14 protein-coding genes and 4 tRNA genes are annotated in these 19,721 nt (G+C 63.6%); 9 read left to right on the plus strand and 9 right to left on the minus strand.

Annotated features, from left to right (window positions below; translation table 11 throughout):
- The first annotated feature begins 49 nt into the window (after positions 1–49).
- Together AOP77_RS08760 and dxs are read left to right on the plus strand one after the other, a co-directional pair.
- Positions 50–2,884 (plus strand): aconitate hydratase, encoded by a 2,835-nt coding sequence (locus tag AOP77_RS08760; RefSeq protein ID WP_062212483.1) that lies wholly within the window; start codon positions 50–52, stop codon positions 2,882–2,884.
- 122 nt (positions 2,885–3,006) lie between these two features.
- A complete protein-coding gene (dxs, locus tag AOP77_RS08765) occupies positions 3,007–4,884 on the plus strand; it encodes a 1-deoxy-D-xylulose-5-phosphate synthase (protein WP_062212486.1) in 1,878 nt (625 codons plus the stop codon).
- A 146-nt stretch (positions 4,885–5,030) separates the two neighbouring features.
- On the opposite strand, the gene AOP77_RS08770 is transcribed toward dxs, so the two are convergent.
- Together AOP77_RS08770 and AOP77_RS08775 are read right to left on the minus strand one after the other, a co-directional pair.
- A complete protein-coding gene (locus tag AOP77_RS08770; RefSeq protein ID WP_062212488.1) occupies positions 5,031–6,338 on the minus strand; it encodes an HRDC domain-containing protein in 1,308 nt (435 codons plus the stop codon).
- The gene (locus AOP77_RS08775; RefSeq protein WP_062212491.1) at positions 6,335–6,895 is read right to left on the minus strand and encodes a DUF3000 domain-containing protein; all 561 of its coding nucleotides are present in this window, start codon (positions 6,893–6,895) and stop codon (positions 6,335–6,337) included. Before AOP77_RS08775 ends, AOP77_RS08770 begins: the two co-directional genes overlap by 4 nt.
- 104 nt (positions 6,896–6,999) lie before the next feature.
- On the opposite strand from AOP77_RS08775, the gene gnd reads away from it, so the two are divergent.
- Positions 7,000–8,433 carry an NADP-dependent phosphogluconate dehydrogenase gene (gene gnd / locus AOP77_RS08780; RefSeq protein WP_062212493.1) on the plus strand — a complete coding sequence of 478 codons (1,434 nt, stop codon included), beginning with the start codon at positions 7,000–7,002 and terminating at the stop codon, positions 8,431–8,433.
- 136 nt (positions 8,434–8,569) lie between these two features.
- Positions 8,570–9,283, plus strand: coding sequence for a cysteate racemase (cuyB, locus tag AOP77_RS08785; protein ID WP_062212496.1), 714 nt, complete (start codon positions 8,570–8,572; stop codon positions 9,281–9,283).
- Here the strand turns inward: cuyB and AOP77_RS08790 are convergent.
- Positions 9,280–10,020, minus strand: a complete 741-nt coding sequence (locus AOP77_RS08790) for a dihydrofolate reductase family protein (RefSeq protein WP_062212499.1) — start codon at positions 10,018–10,020, stop codon at positions 9,280–9,282. The two genes, cuyB and AOP77_RS08790, sit on opposite strands and share 4 nt — an antisense overlap.
- Positions 10,021–10,092: 72 nt before the next feature.
- Between AOP77_RS08790 and zapE the strand changes: the two genes are divergently transcribed.
- The gene (gene zapE / locus AOP77_RS08795; RefSeq protein WP_062212501.1) at positions 10,093–11,073 is read left to right on the plus strand and encodes a cell division protein ZapE; all 981 of its coding nucleotides are present in this window, start codon (positions 10,093–10,095) and stop codon (positions 11,071–11,073) included.
- A 3-nt stretch (positions 11,074–11,076) separates the two neighbouring features.
- Here zapE and AOP77_RS08800 read toward each other — a convergent pair whose 3' ends face one another.
- The 3 genes from AOP77_RS08800 to treY are packed head-to-tail and all read right to left on the minus strand — an operon-like array spanning position 11,077 to position 16,269.
- A complete protein-coding gene (locus AOP77_RS08800) occupies positions 11,077–11,949 on the minus strand; it encodes a PPK2 family polyphosphate kinase (RefSeq protein ID WP_062212504.1) in 873 nt (290 codons plus the stop codon).
- A 25-nt stretch (positions 11,950–11,974) separates the two neighbouring features.
- On the minus strand, positions 11,975–13,756 hold the full coding sequence (gene treZ, locus AOP77_RS08805; RefSeq protein WP_062212507.1) for a malto-oligosyltrehalose trehalohydrolase: 1,782 nt from the start codon (positions 13,754–13,756) through the stop codon (positions 11,975–11,977).
- Positions 13,756–16,269, minus strand: a complete 2,514-nt coding sequence (gene treY / locus AOP77_RS08810) for a malto-oligosyltrehalose synthase (RefSeq protein WP_062212509.1) — start codon at positions 16,267–16,269, stop codon at positions 13,756–13,758. Before treY ends, treZ begins: the two co-directional genes overlap by 1 nt.
- Positions 16,270–16,418: 149 nt before the next feature.
- Here treY and AOP77_RS08815 point away from each other — a divergent pair, with 149 nt between their 5' ends.
- On the plus strand, positions 16,419–17,018 hold the full coding sequence (locus tag AOP77_RS08815) for a DUF1684 domain-containing protein (protein WP_062212513.1): 600 nt from the start codon (positions 16,419–16,421) through the stop codon (positions 17,016–17,018).
- A gap of 169 nt (positions 17,019–17,187) precedes the next feature.
- Here AOP77_RS08815 and AOP77_RS08820 read toward each other — a convergent pair.
- The 3 genes from AOP77_RS08820 to AOP77_RS08830 form a co-directional block, all read right to left on the minus strand.
- Positions 17,188–17,262, minus strand: a tRNA-Val gene (locus tag AOP77_RS08820).
- A gap of 6 nt (positions 17,263–17,268) precedes the next feature.
- A tRNA-Cys gene (locus AOP77_RS08825) sits at positions 17,269–17,339 on the minus strand.
- 52 nt (positions 17,340–17,391) lie between these two features.
- Positions 17,392–17,463, minus strand: a tRNA-Gly gene (locus tag AOP77_RS08830).
- 166 nt (positions 17,464–17,629) lie between these two features.
- Here AOP77_RS08830 and AOP77_RS08835 point away from each other — a divergent pair.
- The 3 genes from AOP77_RS08835 (at position 17,630) to AOP77_RS08845 (ending at position 19,710) form a co-directional block, all read left to right on the plus strand.
- A complete protein-coding gene (locus tag AOP77_RS08835) occupies positions 17,630–18,727 on the plus strand; it encodes a chorismate-binding protein (protein WP_062212518.1) in 1,098 nt (365 codons plus the stop codon).
- Entirely contained in the window at positions 18,724–19,611 is an 888-nt protein-coding gene (locus AOP77_RS08840; RefSeq protein WP_062212527.1) for an aminotransferase class IV, read from the plus strand. The genes AOP77_RS08835 and AOP77_RS08840 overlap by 4 nt, the downstream gene beginning before the upstream one ends.
- Before the next feature lie 24 nt (positions 19,612–19,635).
- Positions 19,636–19,710, plus strand: a tRNA-Val gene (locus tag AOP77_RS08845).
- The last annotated feature ends 11 nt before the right edge of the window (positions 19,711–19,721 follow it).

Below are 19,721 nucleotides of genomic sequence, written 5' to 3' on the forward strand. Positions count from 1 at the left end.
TGCCTTCATCCAGATAGGATGGATGGCAGCGAACTAAACGGAGGAAGACATGAGCGAGAACACACTCGGAGCTAAGGCCACGCTGGACGTGGAAGGTAAGGAATACGAGATTTACCGGCTGAATGCGGTGCCGGGGCTCGAGAAGTTGCCCTACTCGCTCAAGGTTCTCGCTGAGGCACTCCTGCGCACCGAGGACGGTGCGAACATCACAGCCGAGCACGTCCAGGCGCTTGCCGAGTGGGACCCCAAGGCCAACCCAGATACCGAAATACAGTTCACCCCCGCACGTGTGGTCATGCAGGACTTCACTGGCGTTCCTTGTGTCGTCGACCTAGCAACCATGCGCGAGGCCGTCGCGGAACTTGGCGGCGACCCCACCATCATCAACCCGCTCGCGCCGGCAGAGATGGTCATCGACCACTCCGTGGTTATTGACGTCTTTGGCCGTAGCGACGCGCTTCAGCGCAACACCGACAAGGAATACGAGCGCAACCGTGAGCGCTACCAGTTCCTGCGTTGGGGTCAGACCGCGTTCGACAATTTCAAGGTGGTCCCCCCGGGAACCGGAATCGTCCACCAGGTCAACCTGGAGCACCTCGCGCGCGGCGTGATGACGGCTGACGTTGACGGCGTGACCAGGGCCTACCCTGACTCCTGCGTCGGTACCGACTCGCACACCACCATGATCAACGGCCTGGGCGTCCTGGGTTGGGGTGTGGGTGGCATCGAGGCCGAGGCTGCAATGCTCGGCCAGCCCGTCTCCATGCTGATTCCCAAGGTTGTCGGCTTCAAGCTCAGCGGAAAGATTCCCGCGACGGCCACTGCCACCGACGTGGTGCTGACCATCACGCAGATGCTCCGCGAGCACGGCGTAGTCGGTAAGTTCGTCGAATTCTACGGGGAGGGCGTGGGGGCTGTCCCGCTCGCCAACCGCGCCACCATCGGCAACATGTCTCCCGAGTTCGGCTCGACCGCCGCAATGTTCCCCATCGACGGCGTCACGATCGACTACCTGAAGCTCACCGGTCGGTCCGATGACCAGGTCGCGCTCGTCGAGGCGTACGCCAAGGAACAGGGCATGTGGCACGACCCGTCCGCGGACGGCTACGTCGAGCCAGTGTTCTCCGAGTACCTCGAACTGGATCTTGGCACCGTTGTGCCGTCCATCGCCGGACCCAAGCGCCCGCAGGACCGCATCGAACTCACCGACGCGAAGAACTCGTTCGGCCACGCGGTGCTGAACTACGCCAAGCACGAGGCTCAGGAGACCCGCGGCCTCGATGAGTCGGTAGAGGAGACGTTCCCCGCATCGGACCCGATCGCAGCAGAGGCTCACGCGGGCGACGAGCCGGAACCGCGCGATCCCCGCGAGGGTGTCCCGGCTGGCCGTCCGAGCAAGCGCACCGCGCTGACCATGGCGGACGGCACCAAGACGGAACTTGACCACGGCGCCGTGGTGATCGCCTCGATCACGTCCTGCACCAACACGTCAAACCCATCCGTGATGCTGGCCGCCGGGCTGCTCGCTCGCAACGCCAACGCCAAGGGTCTGAACGTCAAGCCTTGGGTGAAGACGTCGATGGCGCCCGGCTCTAAGGTCGTCACCGACTACTACGAGAAGGCCGGGCTGTGGCCTGACCTCGAGGCACTCGGCTACCACCTGGTGGGTTACGGCTGCACCACGTGCATCGGTAACTCGGGTCCGCTGCCTGCGGAGGTCTCCGCGGCCGTCAACGAGGCAGACCTCGCGGTCGTCTCGGTGCTGTCAGGCAACCGCAATTTCGAGGGTCGTATCAACCCCGACGTGAAGATGAACTACCTGGCATCCCCGCCGCTCGTCATCGCCTACGCGCTGGCCGGCACCATGGACTTTGATTTCGAGACCGAGGCGCTTGGCCAGGACAACGAGGGCAACGACGTGTTCCTGCGCGACATCTGGCCTGACCAGTCCGAGGTGGACCAGATTGTTGGCTCGTCCATCACCGAGGCGATGTTCGAAAAGGGCTACTCCGACGTCTTTGCAGGCGACGAGCGTTGGCAGACGCTTCCCACCCCCGACGGCAAGACTTTCGAGTGGGAGGACGACAGCACCTACGTGCGTAAGCCCCCATACTTCGAGGGCATGTCGATGGAGCCCGCGCGCGTCAAGGACATCACCGGGGCACGCGTGCTTGCGTTGCTTGGCGACTCCGTGACGACCGATCACATCTCGCCTGCAGGCGCGATTAAGGTCGACAGCCCCGCCGGCAAGTACCTCGACGACAACGGCGTGGAGCGCAAGGACTTCAACTCGTATGGCTCGCGTCGCGGCAACCACGAGGTCATGATCCGCGGCACGTTCGCGAACATCCGCTTGCGCAACCTGCTGCTCGCCGACAAGAACGACGGTGCCGGCGTTGAGGGTGGCTTCACCTTCAACTTCCTCAGCCAGGAGCAGGACACCATTTACGACGCCGCACAGGCCTACGCGGCTGCGGAGGTTCCATTGGTGGTGCTCGCCGGCAAGGAGTACGGCTCCGGTTCGTCGCGCGACTGGGCGGCCAAGGGTACTTCCCTGTTGGGCGTTCGCGCCGTCATCACGGAGAGCTTTGAGCGCATTCACCGCTCGAACTTGATCGGTATGGGCGTCCTCCCGCTTCAGTTCCCGGAGGGACAGTCTGCTGCGTCGCTCGGGCTCGACGGCTCCGAGACCTTTGACATCGATGGTGTCAGCGCAATCAGCGACGGCGCACACCCGCGTGCAATGACGGTAAGGGCGACCAAGGCCGACGGCTCGGTTGTCGACTTCGAGGCCGTGGTGCGTATCGACACCCCCGGCGAGGCGGACTATTTCCGCAACGGCGGTATCTTGCAGTACGTGCTGCGCTCGCTCGTTAAGCAGTAGTCGCACCGGTTTAGTTAGGCGACATACTTCGGTTCGCCGCCACCCGACCGGGTGGCGGCGAACGTTGTCTTTAATGCGAACCACACGTCGTACAGTGGAAAGACGCCAGGTAAGGAGGCACGGTGCTCGAGCGAATCAGTTCGCCCCGCGACTTGCGTGACTTCACGCCAGAGCAGCTCGCGGAGCTTGCCGCGGAGATTCGGGACTACTTGGTTGACTCCGTGTCTCGCACTGGGGGCCACTTGGGACCCAACCTCGGCGTCGTCGAACTCACTATCGGCATTCATCGAGTATTTGAGTCGCCGCGTGATCCGGTCGTGTTCGACACGGGACACCAGTCGTATGTCCATAAGTTGCTCACGGGGCGGGGAGACTTCTCCAACCTTCGCAAGCGCGACGGGTTGTCAGGCTATCCCTCTCGCGCGGAGAGCGAGCACGACATCGTCGAGAATTCTCACGCCTCCACGGCGCTGTCTTGGGCGGCCGGGATTGGCCGCGGGCACACCATCAAGGGTGAGAAGGACCGGACCACGGTCGCGGTGATCGGCGACGGCGCACTCACTGGGGGAATGGCCTGGGAGGCGCTCAACTCGCTCGGCGCCTCAAGTGACCGAGTAGTCGTCATTGTGAACGACAACGGCCGCTCCTATGCGCCGACCATCGGGGGCCTTGCCCGCAAGCTTGACGGGATTCGCACCGACCGTCGTTACGAGGAGTTCCTCGGCTGGGGTAAGCGCACGTTCCAGGATCGTGGACCGTGGCGCAACTTCGCCTACCGCTCGGTGATGCATGGCAAGTTGGCGCTCAAGGGCCTCATCCAGGAACCCAGCATGTTCGACGACCTCGGTCTCAAATATGTGGGTCCCATTGACGGTCATAACCTGGAACACGTCGAAGCAGCCCTCACCCACGCGCGCGATTTTGGTGGTCCGGTGTTGGTCCACGTTCTCACCGAAAAGGGTCGCGGATACTCGCCGGCCGAGGAGGACGTCGCGGATCGCTTCCATGCCGTGGGCAAGATTCACCCTGAGACGGGACTGCCCATTGAGCCGTCCCGCTTCGGGTGGACCAAGATCTTTGCCGAGGAGGTACTTGATGCGGGGCGGCAGCGCGAGGACATCGTTGCACTGACGGCAGCCATGCTTGCGCCGGTGGGCCTGCAACCCTTCGCGGATGAGTTCCCTGACCGCGTGATTGACGTGGGCATTGCTGAGCAGCATGCCGTCACCTCTGCTGCGGGGCTCGCGTTCGCCGGTTTGCACCCCGTGTTTGCGGTCTATGCGACATTCCTGAACCGCGCGTTCGACCAGGTACTGATGGACGTCGCCCTTCACAAGGCCGGTGTCACGTTCATGCTGGATCGCGCGGGCATTACGGGCGACGACGGTGCGAGCCACAACGGCATGTGGGATATGGCGTTGCTTCGTCACGTCCCCGGGCTGCGGCTCGCCGCACCCCGCGACGAGCCCACCATGCGCCAGGCATTCCGCCAGGCCATTGAAGTGGACGATGCGCCCACGGTCGTGCGCTACCCCAAGGGCGCTGTGGGCGACGACCTACCCGCGTTGCGTTCCGAAGGTGGCATCGACGTACTCGCCGAGCACGGCACGGGTAAGCCAGAAGTCGTCGTCTTCGGCATCGGCTCGATGGCAGCGACCGCAGTGGAGGTCGCGGGCAAACTCTCGGCTGATGGCCGCAACGTCATCGCCGCCTCGGCGACCTGGGTGCGTCCAGTTCCCGATGGTTTGGCTGAGTTTGTCGCCGGCGCGCAGCTGGTGATTACCATCGAGGATGGCTTGCGCGACGGGGGAGTCGGTGAGGAATGGGCCGATGCCGTGAGCTCCGCTGGCAATTCCGGCATACCCCGCGTCACTTGGGAACACCATGGCGTCCCCACCCAGTTCCTGGATCACGCGACGCGCGCGCAGATTATCGAGGCGATCGGCCTTGACTCATCCGCCATCGCGGACGATGCTCGGGTGGCCTTGACACGCGACTAGTAGTTGCGAGGTCGGCGCGCGGTATTGGTTGAGGCACTAGTGAGCGCTCTAGCGTGCAAAATTGGCCCAACCGGGTGCTCTGGAGCCCAGAAGCGTGCGCAAACAGACCAATAGCGGGCTGGGTAGGTAAAGCGCAGCGAGGGTGGTTAAGCGTCGGTTTCCAATGCGGCTACGGCCTCGGACTCTGCGGCGGCTGATTCGAAGGCAGCCGCCAGTACCGGTGCGGTCAAGTCAATCTGCCATTGGCGGGCACCTCGACTCGCCTGGAACTCTCGAATCCACGCCTCGGTGTCGACATTCGCGCTGGGCCGGAACTCCCAACACGTGCGGCGCATGGCATCCGGCTGAAGCAGATTCTCGGCGGGGATGCTGTGCTCGTCTACTAGAGTTTGGATGGCCTCGCGTGCGTGCGTCAGACGTATGGCCGCGTCGGGGCGCTTATCCTTCCACATGCGCGGTTGAGGAGGGCCGTCTCCGGACGGTCCACGGCGCGGCGGTAGCTTCTTCTCTGGAAGCGCCATGGCTTCCTCGACGGCGGCGTACCACTCACGTGCACGTCGGCGAGTGCCCTTTGACTGCCACTCACGGATCGCGACTAGCTCGTCAAACGAGGTGGGCTTGGCCTGGCCCGCGGCGGTGATCGCAGCATCGCGCAGCACGCGGCCAGGGGATGTATCGCGGCGCTGGGCCTCACGATCGCGCGCCTCCCACAGTGACTTGACGATCGCGAGGCCACGTGGATCGCGAATCTGGTGCGACCCAGATGTGCGTCGCCACGGATCCACACGTGGCGCTGCGGGCGGTGCTAGGCGTACTGCCTCGAACTCCTGCTCGGCCCATTCGAGCTTGCCCGCGTCGACTAGGTGTTGGTGAATTCCATTGCGTAGTTCAATCAGAATCTCGACGTCCAACGCGGCGTACACCAGCCAGGAGTGAGGGAGTGGACGCGTCGACCAATCCTGCGCAGAGTGTTCCTTTGCTAGGGCGAGGCCCAGTTCGCGCTCGACGACGGCAGCCAGGCCCACCTTTGGCCAACCCAGCAGTCGCGCTGCGAGTTCGGTGTCGAAGATCGAGGAGGGGTACATGCCTAGGTCGTGCATGCCGGGAAGGTCCTGACTCGCGGCATGGAAGATCCATTCCGCGTCGCCGAGCGCCTCCCCGAACGTCGACAGGTCAGTGAGCACGCCGGCGTCGATGAGGATCAGACCGGCGCCCTCGCGCTTGAACTGCACCAGATAGGTCGCCTGGCCGTACCGGAATCCGGAAGCTCGCTCAGCGTCCGCGGCGACAGGGCCGGTGCCCTGGGCAAAGCGCGCCGCGGCCTCAGCGAGTGCCTCCGGGGTATCGATCACGGGCGGGACACCATCGGCTGGCATCGTGAGCGGCGTCGCCGGCTCGGCGTCGGGCTCGAGTGTCGACTCGGCGTCGGGGGCGTCGTTCTGGTTCTCGCTCACGCGGTCCTTCCTGGGAGCATCGTGACGCCATCCGGTACGGGAGGAATGCCGGCACACGATGCGAGTAGTTCTGTCCACGCCACGATGTGTGGCGCAATGTCTGATGAATCGGGGGTCCAGGACACACGCAACTCCACGTTGACCTCGGACGGGCGTTCGGAGAGTTCGCCGAATGACCTCGACACGACCTTAGTGACCGTACCGCCTCGTGCGTGATGAGGGATGCCATCGAGGGCGTCACCGAGCCATGACCAGGCAACGTCGGCCCACATGTCGTCTTCGCCCACCTCGGCCTCAACTACTGCCTTGACGAGCGCGACCACGCGGAACGTTCCCTGCCACGCATCCTGACCGTCGGGATCGTGAAGTAGTACAAAACGTCCGCTAGCCTCCGCGTTGTCTGCGACGACTTCGCCGTTGATGGCAATGGCAAACGGAGCAATCCGGCTAGGGGCGGGAGTCTCGGTCAAGGTGACTTCTGGTCGCGTGGGTGCACCCTGGAGGGACCGCAATGCCTCTTGAAAGGACTGCGGGGCGGCACCGATGTCCTGACCCATAACCTGAGCGTAGGCGGCGCACGGCACCGAGTGGCGTACGCCACGCTGTCGCCGACCCTCTAGGCTGGATGACGTACCCCAACACAGCACTTTAAGGACGTGACATGGCGCTTGCACACATTGGCGTAACCGGAATGGCGGTCATGGGCCGCAATCTCGCCCGTAACTTTGCCCGCAACGGCTTCACGGTGGCGGTGCACAACCGCTCCGTCGAGAAGATGAATTCGCTCATCGAGGACCACGGCGATGAGGGCGACTTCATCGGCTGCGAGTCGCTCGAGGACTTCGTCGCAGCGCTGGCAAAGCCGCGCACCGTCGTCATCATGGTTCAGGCCGGCAAGGCAACCGACGCCGTCATCGACTCGCTCACGGAGCTACTCGAAGAAGGCGACATCATCGTGGATGCTGGCAACGCTCACTACCCGGACACGGTCCGTCGCGAAGCGGCGCTCAAGGCCAAGGGCCTGCACTTTGTTGGCGCGGGCGTTTCCGGCGGCGAGGAAGGCGCGCTCCTGGGCCCGTCCATCATGCCCGGTGGCCCCGCTGAGTCCTACAAGACGCTCGGACCTATCCTCGAGAAGATCTCTGCCAAGGTTGATGGCGAGCCGTGCTGCGTGCACGTGGGCCCCGACGGTGCTGGGCACTTCGTCAAGATGGTGCACAACGGCATCGAGTACGCGGACATGCAGCTCATTGCAGAGGCGTACCAGTTGCTTCGCGAGGGCCTTGACCTTTCACCTAAGGAGATCGGCAAGATCTTCGAAGAATGGAACAAGGGCGACCTTGAGTCGTTCCTCATCGAGATCACCGCAGAGGTGCTCGCTCAGGTAGATGCGAAGACGGGAAAGCCGCTCGTCGACGTCATCCTGGATCAGGCGGGTCAGAAGGGCACTGGTCGCTGGACCGTGCAGTCTGCCCTCGACCTTGGTGTGCCCGTCACCGGCATCGCCGAGGCGACCTTCGCACGCGCGATTTCATCGCAGACTACGCAGCGCGTCGCCGCACAGGGTGTACTCGCAGCCAACGCATCGGACTTCCACATCAAGAACAAGGAAGGCTTCATCGAGGACGTGCGCCTCGCACTGTACGCCTCCAAGGTGGTCGCCTACGCGCAGGGCTTCGACCAGATTCAGAGGGCTTCCGAGGAGTTCGGCTGGGACATCGACCGCGGCGCCATGGCTCGCATCTGGCGCGGTGGCTGCATCATCCGTGCCCGTTTCCTCAACCGCATCTCCGAGGCCTATGGCCGTAACCCCGAGCTCGAGTCACTCCTAGTCGACCCGTACTTCGTGGACGAGGTTGCCTCTGGAGTGTCCGCTTGGCGCCGGGTCGTGTCGCAGGCCGCACTGGCCGGCGTTCCGTCGCCCGCCTTCGGCTCGTCACTGTCCTACTACGACTCGCTGCGCGCTGAGCGCCTTCCCGCAGCCCTGATCCAGGGTCAGCGCGACTTCTTTGGCGCCCACACCTACAAGCGTGTTGACGTTGAGGGAACGTTCCACACCGTGTGGACCGGCGAGCGCAACGAGGTCGAGGCCTAGCCCGACCACTCACCAACGTGATGCCGATGTCCCCCCCGATTCCGGTCGGTGGGGACATCGGCATTTCTACGCCCAAAATGACCGGTCACCGCAAGTGCGGACGGCTTTTTCTCCTCAGTGCGCGAGAATCATCACCATGACACGCAAAGAGATCGGCGTAATTGGCGGGGTAGGGCCGGCAGCGACCGTTGAGTTTCTGCGCCGAATCGTGGATATGACCAAATCAGATACGGATCAGGGGCACGCTGACCTCGTGGTGCTCCAGCACAGTTCCATCCCTGACCGCACCGCCTACGTGCTCGACCCCTCGCGCGAGAACCCGGGACCAGTACTCGCCGCGGATGCTCGCCGCCTGGAGGCCATGGGGGTAGCGGCCATCGTGATCCCGTGCAATACGGCGCGAGTCTTCATCGCCGAGATCGACGCGGCTGTGCACACGCCGGTGGTGGACATCGTCCAGCGTGGCGCAGAGGAAGCGAGCAAGCTCTCGAAGCCTGGCGCGCGTGTGGGGGTGCTCGCCACGGACGGAACCTTGGCTTCAGGGACGTATGCACACGCACTCGAGGACCTCGGACACGAGATCGTGATCCCTCGCCCGGACCTGCAGGCTCGTGTCACGGAACTCATCTATGACGAGGTGAAGGCCGGGCGTGCGCCATCCAGGGACAAACTCGACGACGCAATCTACTATCTACGCGGGCTGGGGGCCGAGGTGGTGATCTTGGGCTGCACGGAACTCTCTGTGGCTGCCGTTGCCTGGGACCTCGACGACAAGGTCGTTGACGCGCTCGATGCCCTGGCGGAGACTACGATCGAGCTCGCCGGATGCGCGGTGCAAAGTCGCGCCTAGCGCAACCAGCGACGAATGGTGAAACCTCCACCTACGAGTTCGTGTGTCAGCGCGAAGCCGGCCGGCACAGGTGGCGTCGGGGCTGCCGATGCTCCTCCCGGCTTGGGTGAGGTCGTTAAGCAGTAGTCGGTGACGAGGCTGCGCTTCAGCAGCTCCTGTGCGAGCGAAGGACCGCCCTCGCACAGCACACGCGATAAGCCGCGCGCAGCCAGCTCGTTGATCATGGTGCGGGGGGAGGCCTGATCTGCGCCAGCAAGGATAAGGCGTGATTGCCATTGCGGACCCAACCGATGCGTTGCCGGCGATCCGGCGGTGGTGATGATCCACGTTGTTGCCGGGTCTAGTCCGTGCGGAAGGTTGCCGCTGCGCGTGACAATGGCGAGTTGTACCTGCGCGCTGAGTCCGGCGCCGCGGCGGTGTGCGCTCATAGCATCGGGAAGCTTGATGGTGTCGTAGCGTTCGCGGCGCGCGGTCTGGGCGCCCACCACGACTACGTCGGCCTGACTGCGCAGCGTACGTAGAAGCCGCAAGTCCTCGGGACCGTTGAGAGAACGAGAGGACCCGTCCGCGCCCGCACACTTGCCGTCTACGCTCTCGATCATGCCCAGACGGACAGTTTGTGACCGCTGACGATAGAGCGTGGCTAATGCTGACTCGGAGGTCTCGGGGGGAAATGTCGCAATGGTCGGCTGGGTCTGCGTCAGCGTGGCGTCGCTCGCCTCCGGTGCTTCGTTCATCGGTGTTCGTGCCGCCCTCGTCTGGTATCAAGAAAGTGATTGTGGCTCTCCTCAGCACTCTAGGCTAGAGCTGTGAGTATCACCTTGCTTGGACGCCGTCCGCACTTGTCCCCGTCCGAACTGGTGGAGGCGCTCGTTCCGCCCCCTCACTTTCGCACCGCCTCATTCGACACGTACCGGCCCGACCCAGATCACCAAAGCCAAGCCCTCGCACTTAAGGCGGCGAGTAAATTCGCCGCTCGCGCTGCAAAGTCTGCTCGCAAGGGACGGAGGAGGTCCCGCGCCGAGGGGCTCTACCTCGATGGCGGATTTGGGGTGGGCAAGACGCACCTTTTAGTCTCGATCGCTCGAGAGGCCGGCGACGCAGCGGCATTCGGGACCTTCGTCGAGTACACGAACCTGGTAGGGGCGCTCGGTTTCGCCGCAGCTCGGGAGGCTTTGTCCGGTTTCGCGGTGCTATGCGTCGATGAATTCGAACTGGACGACCCGGGGGACACGCTCCTGATGGCGAGGCTCATGCGGGAGCTTGTCGAGGCTGGCGTCGCGATCGCCGCCTCATCGAACACCCCTCCCGGCGCGCTCGGCGACGGCCGGTTCGCCGCCGAGGACTTCCAACGTGAGATTCAGTCGCTAGCTGGCGTCTTTGACGTGGTGCGGATCGACGGTCCTGACTATCGCCACCGCCACACCGACGAGTACCCAGCCCCAGCATCGGCCGATGCTGTGGCCGCCGTGGCGGACAGCGAGGACGGCGCGGTGGTGGGCTTCGCGGACCTCGTCGACGATATCGCGAAGGTGCACCCGAGTCGCTACGGCGCCTACCTCGACGGAGTGGCCGAGTTAGGCATTTCCAATGTCACCACGTTGACAGATCAGTCGCAGGCGCTGCGCCTGGTGACGCTGGTGGATCGGCTATACGACCGCGACGCGAGCATCGTCGCGTCGGGTGTGAGGTTAGACGAGGTGTTCTCGCAGGACATGCTCCGTGGCGGATATCGCAAGAAGTATCTGCGTGCGCAATCAAGACTTGTCGCGATGACCACGGGGGAGTGAACGCTAGTCTCCCGCTTCCCGCAGCTTCTCAATGCGAACTCGTTCCGCATCCACATCAAAGGCAGCCGAAGGCCACTCTAGATTCATTCCTTCCAGCGCTTCGCAGAGCAGTTCCGTGATCGCCAGGCGTGCGAACCATTTGTGATCCGCCGGGATGACGTGCCAGGGCGCGGCGTCCGTGGATGTCCGGTCAAACATTGCCTCGTAAGCGTCCCGGAACTCTGTCCAGCGCGCGCGGTCGTCAAGATCACTGACGCTGTACTTCCAGTATTTGTCCGGGCGGTGGAGGCGGCTTTCGAGGCGGTCGAGTTGTTCATCCAGCGAGACGAGCAGGGTGGCCTTCACGATGGTGATGCCTTGATCTATCAAGCGCCGCTCCCAATCGTTGATCTCCCCATAGCGATCTTCGATTTCCTCGGCGGGCGCGAACTCGCGCACTTTCGCCACCAGCACGTCCTCGTAGTGACTACGGTCAAACACGCCGATGCTGCCTGCGCTAGGCAACTTACGCTCAATGCGCCACAGGAAGTGGTGCCCGAGTTCCTCCTTGGTGGGCGCGGCAAAACTTGCGTGGTCAACTCCCTGCGGGTCCACCATGCCGATCACATGACGGACTATCCCGCCTTTGCCGGCGGTGTCCATGCCCTGTAGAACAAGGAGCAAAGACCGATGTCCGCCCGAGCGGCCCTCCGCAAAGAGTTGCTCCTGCAATACCGCAAGGTCGCGGCCACGTGATTCCATGCGCCGTTCGCCGGCCTTCTTGTCGCCGTCGAACCCCGGTGTGGAGTGCTTGTCGTAGTCGGCGATGCTGAATCCAGGTGGCACCCGCAGTGCCGCTGACGGGTGGTCGCCCAGGTCAGGGTGCTTCGTGTTCATTCCCTCTCCTTCGAGGTATCTGGCGTCACGCAATCAGTGATGTTGCCTCTACGTGTGCTGCTGATGGACGGATGACGGCCACCGAGTCGGGAGCGAGCGACAGTTCACCTGTTGGCGCGGGGATGACTTCGCCAAAGGTCGCAACAACCTCGCCTCCGGACACGGTGGTGGGGGAGTCGCTTAGATTCGCGTGAACTGTTAGCGGCCCGTGCATGCTCACGACACGCGGTGCCGACTCGGTCACCCCGGCGCCATGCTTCGCCCACGCCTCTCGAGATTGCACCTCGTGCCTCATCGCCATGAGCTGGCGCACCCACTCGCGTAGTGCGTCGTGAACCGAACCTTCGGCGGCAACGCCGTCGCCGAGCTTTGAGCGCAGGAAGGTAGTGCGATCCTGGGGATCAGGAATGTGGACTTCGTGTCCGTAAAGCTGTTCCCAGCCGTGGCCGCCAAATTCGGCTAGACGTCCTTCTGAGACTGCGCTTCCCAGCGGTTCATCGTGCTCGGTGAAAAACATGAAGGGCCGGGTTTCGCCGTACTCTTCGCCCATGAAGAGCATCGGAGTGAACGGAGACAGCAGAATGAACGCGAGCGATGTGGCCTGCGCTCCGGGGGAAAGACTGTTGGAAGGGCGATCGCCGATCGACCGGTTGCCTACCTGGTCGTGGTTTGACGCGCAGACCACAAAGCGGCGGCGGTCGATGCTGGGGTTCACCGGCTTCCCCCAGTTCGTTCCTCGGAATGGTGAGAAGGTGCCCTGGTGCCAGAAGACTTCGCGATACACCTTGTCCAGAGTCTCGAGGGAGCCAAAGTCGGTGTAATACCCGTGGCGCTCTCCGGTGAGATACGCGTGTAGCGCGTGGTGGACGTCGTCGTTCCACTGCGCAGTCATCCCGTAGCCGCCGTCCGCGGTGGGCGTGACCATGATGTCGTCATTCAGGTCGGACTCAGCCACTAACGCCAACGGCCGGCCGATGCGCGCGCTGAGCTCGGCGGTCTCATCGGCCAGTTGCGCCAACACATGCCGGTCGGAGTCGTCCTTGAGCTCGTGGACGGCGTCCAGGCGCAAGCAGTCAATGTGGAAGTCGCGGAACCACCGCAGAGCGTTATCGCAAATAAAGCGGCGCATCCCGTCGGCATTCGGCTGGTCGAGGTTGACTGCCCAGCCCCACGGGGTGTGGTGCGCATCCGTAAAGTACGGGCCGAACTTCGATAGGTAGTTGCCGTCGGGCCCCAGGTGGTTGTAGACCACGTCGAGGCACACGCCAATTCCGGCCTTGTGCGCCGCATCCACGAATCGCTGGAGCGCAGCGGGGCCGCCGTAGGCCTCATGCACGCCGTACAGCGAGACGCCGTCGTAGCCCCAGCCATGGCGCCCGGGGAAGGGTGCCAAGGGCATGAGCTCCACGATGTCCACGCCAATGGATCTGAGGGCGGTCATCTGCGCTGCCGCAGCGTCCAACGTGCCCTGCGGCGTAAAGGTACCTACATGGAGCTCGTAGAAGACCGCACCGAGAGCGTCTACCCCCCTCCACGCGCCGTCGCTCCAGCGGTGTACTTCCGCGTCAAACGCTCTCGACGCGCCGTGCACGCCGTGTGGCTGCTGTGCGCTACGCGGGTCGGGCCACGGGCCTTCGCCGTCGATCTCGTAGGCGTAGTCAGTGCCGTGGGCGAGTTCCGGACCCGTCCACCAACCGGTGCTGTCGGGGCCGTCGGCGGGCCGCATCGGCTCGCGGGTGGGCGAGTCCTGGTCGCCCACCACGCACACCACGGACTTTGCGTCCGGTGCCCAGACTTGTGCCAGCATCAGGCTCGCACCAACAGGGCAACCGGAGAGGTCTTGAGAAGGTCGGCAAGCGGGACCGGACCACCCTCGAAAGTCTGGCGACCTATGCTGTCGTGCCACGTGCCCGGAGGCAACTGGACGGTGTGATCGCCCCAACCTCCCAGCCGCTCCAGGTCGAGCGCCACACGCGTCGCGACGGTGATGACGTGCGGCTCATCCGCCACGGTCCTGGCAAATACCACCGCGTGACCGGACGACGACGGGAGCGGGTGGTACCCGGCATCGGGACCAGTGAAGGCGTCCTCGTGGTCACGGCGTGCGTGCAGGGCGCGGGCTGTCACCTGTAACTTCTCCTCGCCAAGCGAGCGTGGCTTCGAGCGCCCTAGCACTCGACCGAGCACCGACGCGTAGGCGTCGAAGTCAATCGCGCGGCGGTTGTCGGGGTCTACGAGTGTGGGGTTGACCGACTCGGTGCCTTGATAAATATCAGGTACGCCTGGCATGGTGAGCTGGATCAGCTTCATGGCCAGCGTCGCAGCTCGCACGCCGTGGGCGGTGCTGTGGTGCCACTGCGTGACGAGTTCACGCAGAGCGTCGTCCTTGCGCGACTTCTTGGCGAACTTAAGTACAGCAGTCTCGTACGTGTCGTTCACCGATGTCCACGTCGTATGAGTCTTAGCCTCGCGCATCGCCTTGATTAGGTAGCCCTCGAGCCGGTGCCATTCCATGAGACCAAACTCATCGGACGTGCCGACCAGGATCTGCCACCACAGGTTCTCCATGCGACCGTCAAGTTCGCTTGGGCGGTACTTTTCAGTGGTCGCCTGGAAGTGGCGCACCAGCTCGTCCCAGGCCTCGGCGTCCTCGCTGAGAACTCCGAGCCGTGCCCGAACGTCCTCGGAGCGCTTGGTGTCGTGAGTTGACAGGCACGTCATCGCGTGCGGGTACGTCTGCTGCTGTTCGCTAGCCCATGCGTGGAACGACGCAGGCGGCATGGCGAACCGTGACGCAGGGGAGCCCACCTCGCACAGGGGAAGCAAGTGTGTCCAGCGGTAGTAGGCGGTGTCCTCGATGCCCTTGGCCATCACCGCACCGCAGGCCTGTTGGAACCGGGTGATGAGTTCGCGCCGGCTAGCCTCCTGAGTGCGCCCAGCGCTGCCTACCTCGGCGCCGCGGAGCAGGTCCGCGACCACCTCAAGAGTTTCGTGACGCTCGGGGTCCAAAGACTCGCGAGCCAGGGCCTCAGCGTGAGCGATCGCTTCGAGCGACATTGCTTTGGGAGGCACGCCCGAGACCACATAGGCGCGGTAGCGGTCGAAGGCAACCAGCATGGTGCGCAGGCAGTCGTAGATGGAGCGCCAGGTGTGGTCGCGTAGTCGCACGTCCGAGTCGCAAATTCCGTGCGCGATGGTGGCGAGGCGGTGCACCTCGCTCGACAGTGTCTCCTTCACGATTTCGCGCTTGGCCTCATCGATGATGGCAGGCAGCGAGCCCATCGCGTCACCAGTCACCCGGTGCAAGGTGCCCGCGAGGGGAGACGAGCCAGCGGGGTCGCGAAGCAACGCGCCGATGCGCCACGAGGCGTCGTAGCCGGTAGTGCCGGCAGTCTTCCACGAGGTAGGCAGGCGCTCCTCGTCCTCGAGGATCTTCTCGACTACGATCCAGGCACCATTCGTGGCGTCTGAGAGACGCGAGATGTAGCCGGCGGGATCCGCGAGGCCATCGGGGTGATCAATGCGCAGGCCGTCGAGAGTGCCGTCATTGATGAGGTCGACAATGACCTGGTGCGTGGCATCAAACACGTCTGGGTCTTCGACACGCACGGCTACTAGGGAGCCGACGTCAAAAAAGCGTCGGTAGTTCAGCTCCTCATTCGCCACGCGCCAATATGCAAGGCGATAGTGCTGCTGCTCAACCAGCGATGCCATGGGGAGGTTTTCGGTGCCAGCGCGAACGGGAAACACGTGCTCGTAGTAGCGCAATACGGGGATGTCGCCCTGGTCCTCAAAGCCCGGGACAACCATCGTGTCGAGGGTCAGCTCGCCGCTCGCGAGAACCGTGCCTATGCGCTCCCCGAGCACCGGCATCAGTACGGGGTCACCGCCGGACCAATCTACGTCGAACCAGTGCGAGAAGTCGCTTTCCTCGCCGTGCTGGAGTACCGACCACAGCGCCTTGTTGAAGTACGCGGGAGTGGGAACCGCCATGTGATTGGGAACTAGGTCGGCGATGAGCCCAATGTCGCGTTCGCCCGCAGCCCAGGACAACTCGCGCAGGCCGTCCTGGCCGCCCAGGACGGGGGAGATGCGGGAGTGGTCGACGACGTCATAGAAGTGCGTCGAGCCAGGCGCGGCGTCCAGGATGGGGGATAAGTAGAGATGAGAAACGCCCAGCGCCTGGAAATAGTCCAACTGCGCAGCGGCGTCGGCAAAAGTAAAGTCCGCATTGAGCTGCAGGCGGTAGGTGGATAGGGGAACCGGGGCGCCGGGCCTGTGTCCAAGTCGCCTGCTACGTTCGTGAGTCACGTCTGTCATGTAGGTAACCACTCCTTCGCATTCATTCTGTCAGACCTGCGCCACGGCGAGGTTTCTCCACGCTCGCCCCGTATTGGTCCCTTTTTGCACATTCAGACATCCGGTGGCGACCTGTTGGTCCATTTTGCCCCGCTCTGTACGGTGACACTATGAGTGCATTCGATGTTGCCCACTGGCGCCGGTCCACGTTCGACATCTACCGGCAAGTACGTGCCGCGTCCGATCCCTCCCAGGCACATGCCCTGTGGATCGCCGCGCGCCGCGAGATGTTGCTCAACCATCCCGCCTCCCCCGTGAAGCCCGAGGACCGCGGCAACCCGGGCATCGGCCGCGTGGCGGATTACGATCCGGCATTTAGATTTGTGGCGGCGCTCGACACCGACGTGCCTGTACTCACTCGCGACGTGCAGACCGGAACCGATGGCGTGGTGCCTTTTGAGCGACTGGGAATTGTGCGCCTCCAGGGGGTGGGCGAGCTAGATGTGTGGCGCCTTAAGACATACGGCGGCGGAATCTTTGTCCCGATGCGCGACACCACCGCTGGCAAGTCGACCTATGGAGCGGGACGCTACTTGCTCGACACCATCAAGGGCGCGGATCTAGGTGGCGATGATGACGGTCTTGTGATGGACCTCAACTTCGCCTACAACCCGTCCTGCGCGTACGACGAGGCATGGGCGTGCCCGCTGCCAGGGCCAGGCAACCGGCTCGCTATTGATGCGCCGGTGGGGGAGCAGTACGCGGGCTAGGGCGAGGCCGTGTGAAATCTGACCAACAGAGTGTTCTAGACGCCAAAAGGCGTGCGCTATCGGAACGATAGGGCGCGCGGTGGCAGTCTGATGGCCAGGCAAGTGAGCGCTTCAGAAAAACAAAAAACCGGCCCCAGCCCCGAGGGGCCGAGCCGGTTTTTGTACTGCATGGTGGGCCGTACTGGGATCGAACCAGTGACCTCTTCCGTGTCAGGGAAGCGCGCTACCGCTGCGCCAACGGCCCCATGCGAGGTGGAGATGGGATTCGAACCCACGTATACGGCTTTGCAGGCCGCTGCCTCGCCTCTCGGCCACTCCACCGCGAAGGAACTTATGAATCTGTACCAGGTACAAAGCCATAAATCTTTCTCCGAGCGGACGACGGGATTTGAACCCGCGACCCTCACCTTGGCAAGGTGATGCTCTACCACTGAGCTACGTCCGCATGTTCTCGGGGATTCCCTCGAACAGGAGATGACAATATCCGAAACTTCGCCGCTTTACCAATCCGTCCCGCGCGCGTGTCGGTGCCGCGAGTGATCGGCCTGACGTGCATGGCAAAATTGGGGCGTACAGCCAATGACCTCGCCTTTGACCGCTAGCGTTAGGGCGTGGACTGGAGCAAAGACCCTCGCCGCGCAGGAAGCGCTGAGTTTCGTGGCGTGCGCGCGAGTCATCCAGTTGAGCGCATAGACGTCGCGACTCATGGCAGCCGCCTTGCAGAGGGCGGCTTCTGGGTTCTGGTCGCGGAATTTGACGGCGCCATGAGCGCGTGGCGGTTCGCTAACGTTGAACGGAGCGAGAATCCTCCCGCGCACGATTCCACGCGCCACTGGGACGGACCCGCCGCCGAGGCTTGGGGCACTTCGATGAGCCGTGCCGCCTACGTGCAGGGGGTAAGGAACATTCGGCACGCGATCAGCGAGGGTGATGTCTACCAGGTGAATCTCTGCCGAGTGATGTCGGCTCCGCTGCCTTCGGAGGGCCCCGGGCCAGATGCGGTGGCTCTATCGCAAACGCTGACCAGTGGCAATCCGGCACGATTCGCCTCCCGGATTGTGGTCCCGAGCATTGACGGTTCGCCAGGAGTCTGGGTGGTGTCAGCCTCGCCTGAGCTCTATCTAGGAATCAACGGCGACTCGATCACGTCGTCGCCCATCAAGGGCACCGCCGCGCCAGGGGAATCGATGCTTCCCAAGGACGAGGCCGAGAACGTCATGATCACCGACCTCATCCGCAACGACCTCTCGCACGTCGCGTTGCCTGGATCGGTGCGAGTGCCCGAGTTCCTCGCCGAGCACGAGCACCCCGGCCTGTCTCACCTGCAAAGTACGGTGAAAGCAACCTTGGCGCCAGAATTCGACTGGACGCCAGAGCTGTGGCCAACGCTTCTTGACGGCACCTTCCCGCCAGGCTCTGTCTCCGGTGCGCCCAAGTCCAGCGCCCTCGAGATCATCGGACGTGAGGAGCAGGCTGAGCGGGGTCCGTACTGCGGTGGCATCGGCTGGATTGATGCGGACGCTCAGTGCGCGGAACTGGCCGTAGGCATACGCACGTTCTGGTGGACACCCGCTCACGGGGGCACATTGCATTTTGGAACGGGCGCTGGAATCACGTGGGGATCCGATCCCGATGGCGAGTGGCGCGAGACGGAACTCAAGGCGAGACGCTTGATTGCCCTGGCAAGTAGCGAGAGGATGACCGAATGAACATCGTCGTATGGGTGAACGGCGCCATCGTGAATGCCGATGCGCCCATCTTGACTGCCACGGATCACGGTCTCACGGTAGGCGACGGCGTGTTTGAAACCATGGCCGTGGTTGACGGAAGGCCGTTTGCCCTCACGCGACACATCGCGCGATTGGCGTATTCGGCGCAGCGCATGGGAATAGACGTGGCGGATGCGGAATATATTCGCGAGGGCGTATCGGCGGTTCGAGACGCTGCGGCCACAGGAGCCCGACCCTTCGATGTCACGCGAATGCGGCTCACTCTGGTTTCCGGACCTGGGCCTATGAGTTCGTTGCGCGGTGAGGGTCCGGGGTCGCTCATCGTCATCGGGACGGACGCCCCTGCCGCTAAGCGATGCCGTGCGGTGCGGGCCCCCTGGGTGCGAAACGAGCGCTCAGCTATCGCTGGAGTGAAGTCGACGTCATATGCCGAGAACGTGGTGATGGCCCACTTCGCTGCGGGTAAGGGCGCCGACGAGGCGATCATTGCGAACACTCATGGACACTTGTGCGAGGGGACCGCGACCAATATCTTCATCGAAGTCGACGAGGAGATTCTGACCCCTCCTCTAGCGTCAGGGTGTCTACCAGGGATTACTCGCGGGCTCGCGCTCGAATGGGGAGCGCGCGCGGGTCTGCCCATTCGCGCGGCCGAGGTGGGCGAGCTCGACATGTCAGTGCTGGAGCGAGTCCGGGAGGGGACGGCTTTTGCGGCGGTGTCTTCGTCGACCCGTAGAGTCCAGGTGCTCGACACGCTTGATGGGGTCGCCTTAGGGCGCGGGCCGCTACTCACGCGACTATCGCGCATATTTGACGAGTTCGCGAGTGACAACCCGGATCCGGTCCCGCCACGTCAGAAATAGCGGCTAGTATGGTGTCTGCTTTCAGGGCGATTGGCGCAGGGGTAGCGCGCTTCCTTCACACGGAAGAGGTCACTGGTTCGATCCCAGTATCGCCCACCACCTAATTTGGC

This window comes from Demequina oxidasica (genome assembly GCF_000975115.1).
GTDB classification, from domain to species: Bacteria; Actinomycetota; Actinomycetes; order Actinomycetales; family Demequinaceae; genus Demequina; species Demequina oxidasica.

Bases quoted from the DNA above. Each gene is read 5' to 3' on its own strand.
- treZ (WP_062212507.1), bottom strand. From the start codon at position 13,756: ATGCTGGCACAAGTCTGGGCACCGGACGCAAAGTCCGTGGTGTGCGTG.
- AOP77_RS08775 (WP_062212491.1), bottom strand. From the start codon at position 6,895: ATGGGTCAGGACATCGGTGCCGCCCCGCAGTCCTTTCAAGAGGCATTG.
- gnd (WP_062212493.1), top strand. From the start codon at position 7,000: ATGGCGCTTGCACACATTGGCGTAACCGGAATGGCGGTCATGGGCCGC.
- AOP77_RS08840 (WP_062212527.1), top strand. From the start codon at position 18,724: ATGAACATCGTCGTATGGGTGAACGGCGCCATCGTGAATGCCGATGCG.
- AOP77_RS08790 (WP_062212499.1), bottom strand. From the start codon at position 10,020: ATGAACGAAGCACCGGAGGCGAGCGACGCCACGCTGACGCAGACCCAG.
- AOP77_RS08760 (WP_062212483.1), top strand. From the start codon at position 50: ATGAGCGAGAACACACTCGGAGCTAAGGCCACGCTGGACGTGGAAGGT.
- AOP77_RS08800 (WP_062212504.1), bottom strand. From the start codon at position 11,949: ATGAACACGAAGCACCCTGACCTGGGCGACCACCCGTCAGCGGCACTG.
- treY (WP_062212509.1), bottom strand. From the start codon at position 16,269: ATGACAGACGTGACTCACGAACGTAGCAGGCGACTTGGACACAGGCCC.
- cuyB (WP_062212496.1), top strand. From the start codon at position 8,570: ATGACACGCAAAGAGATCGGCGTAATTGGCGGGGTAGGGCCGGCAGCG.
- AOP77_RS08815 (WP_062212513.1), top strand. From the start codon at position 16,419: ATGAGTGCATTCGATGTTGCCCACTGGCGCCGGTCCACGTTCGACATC.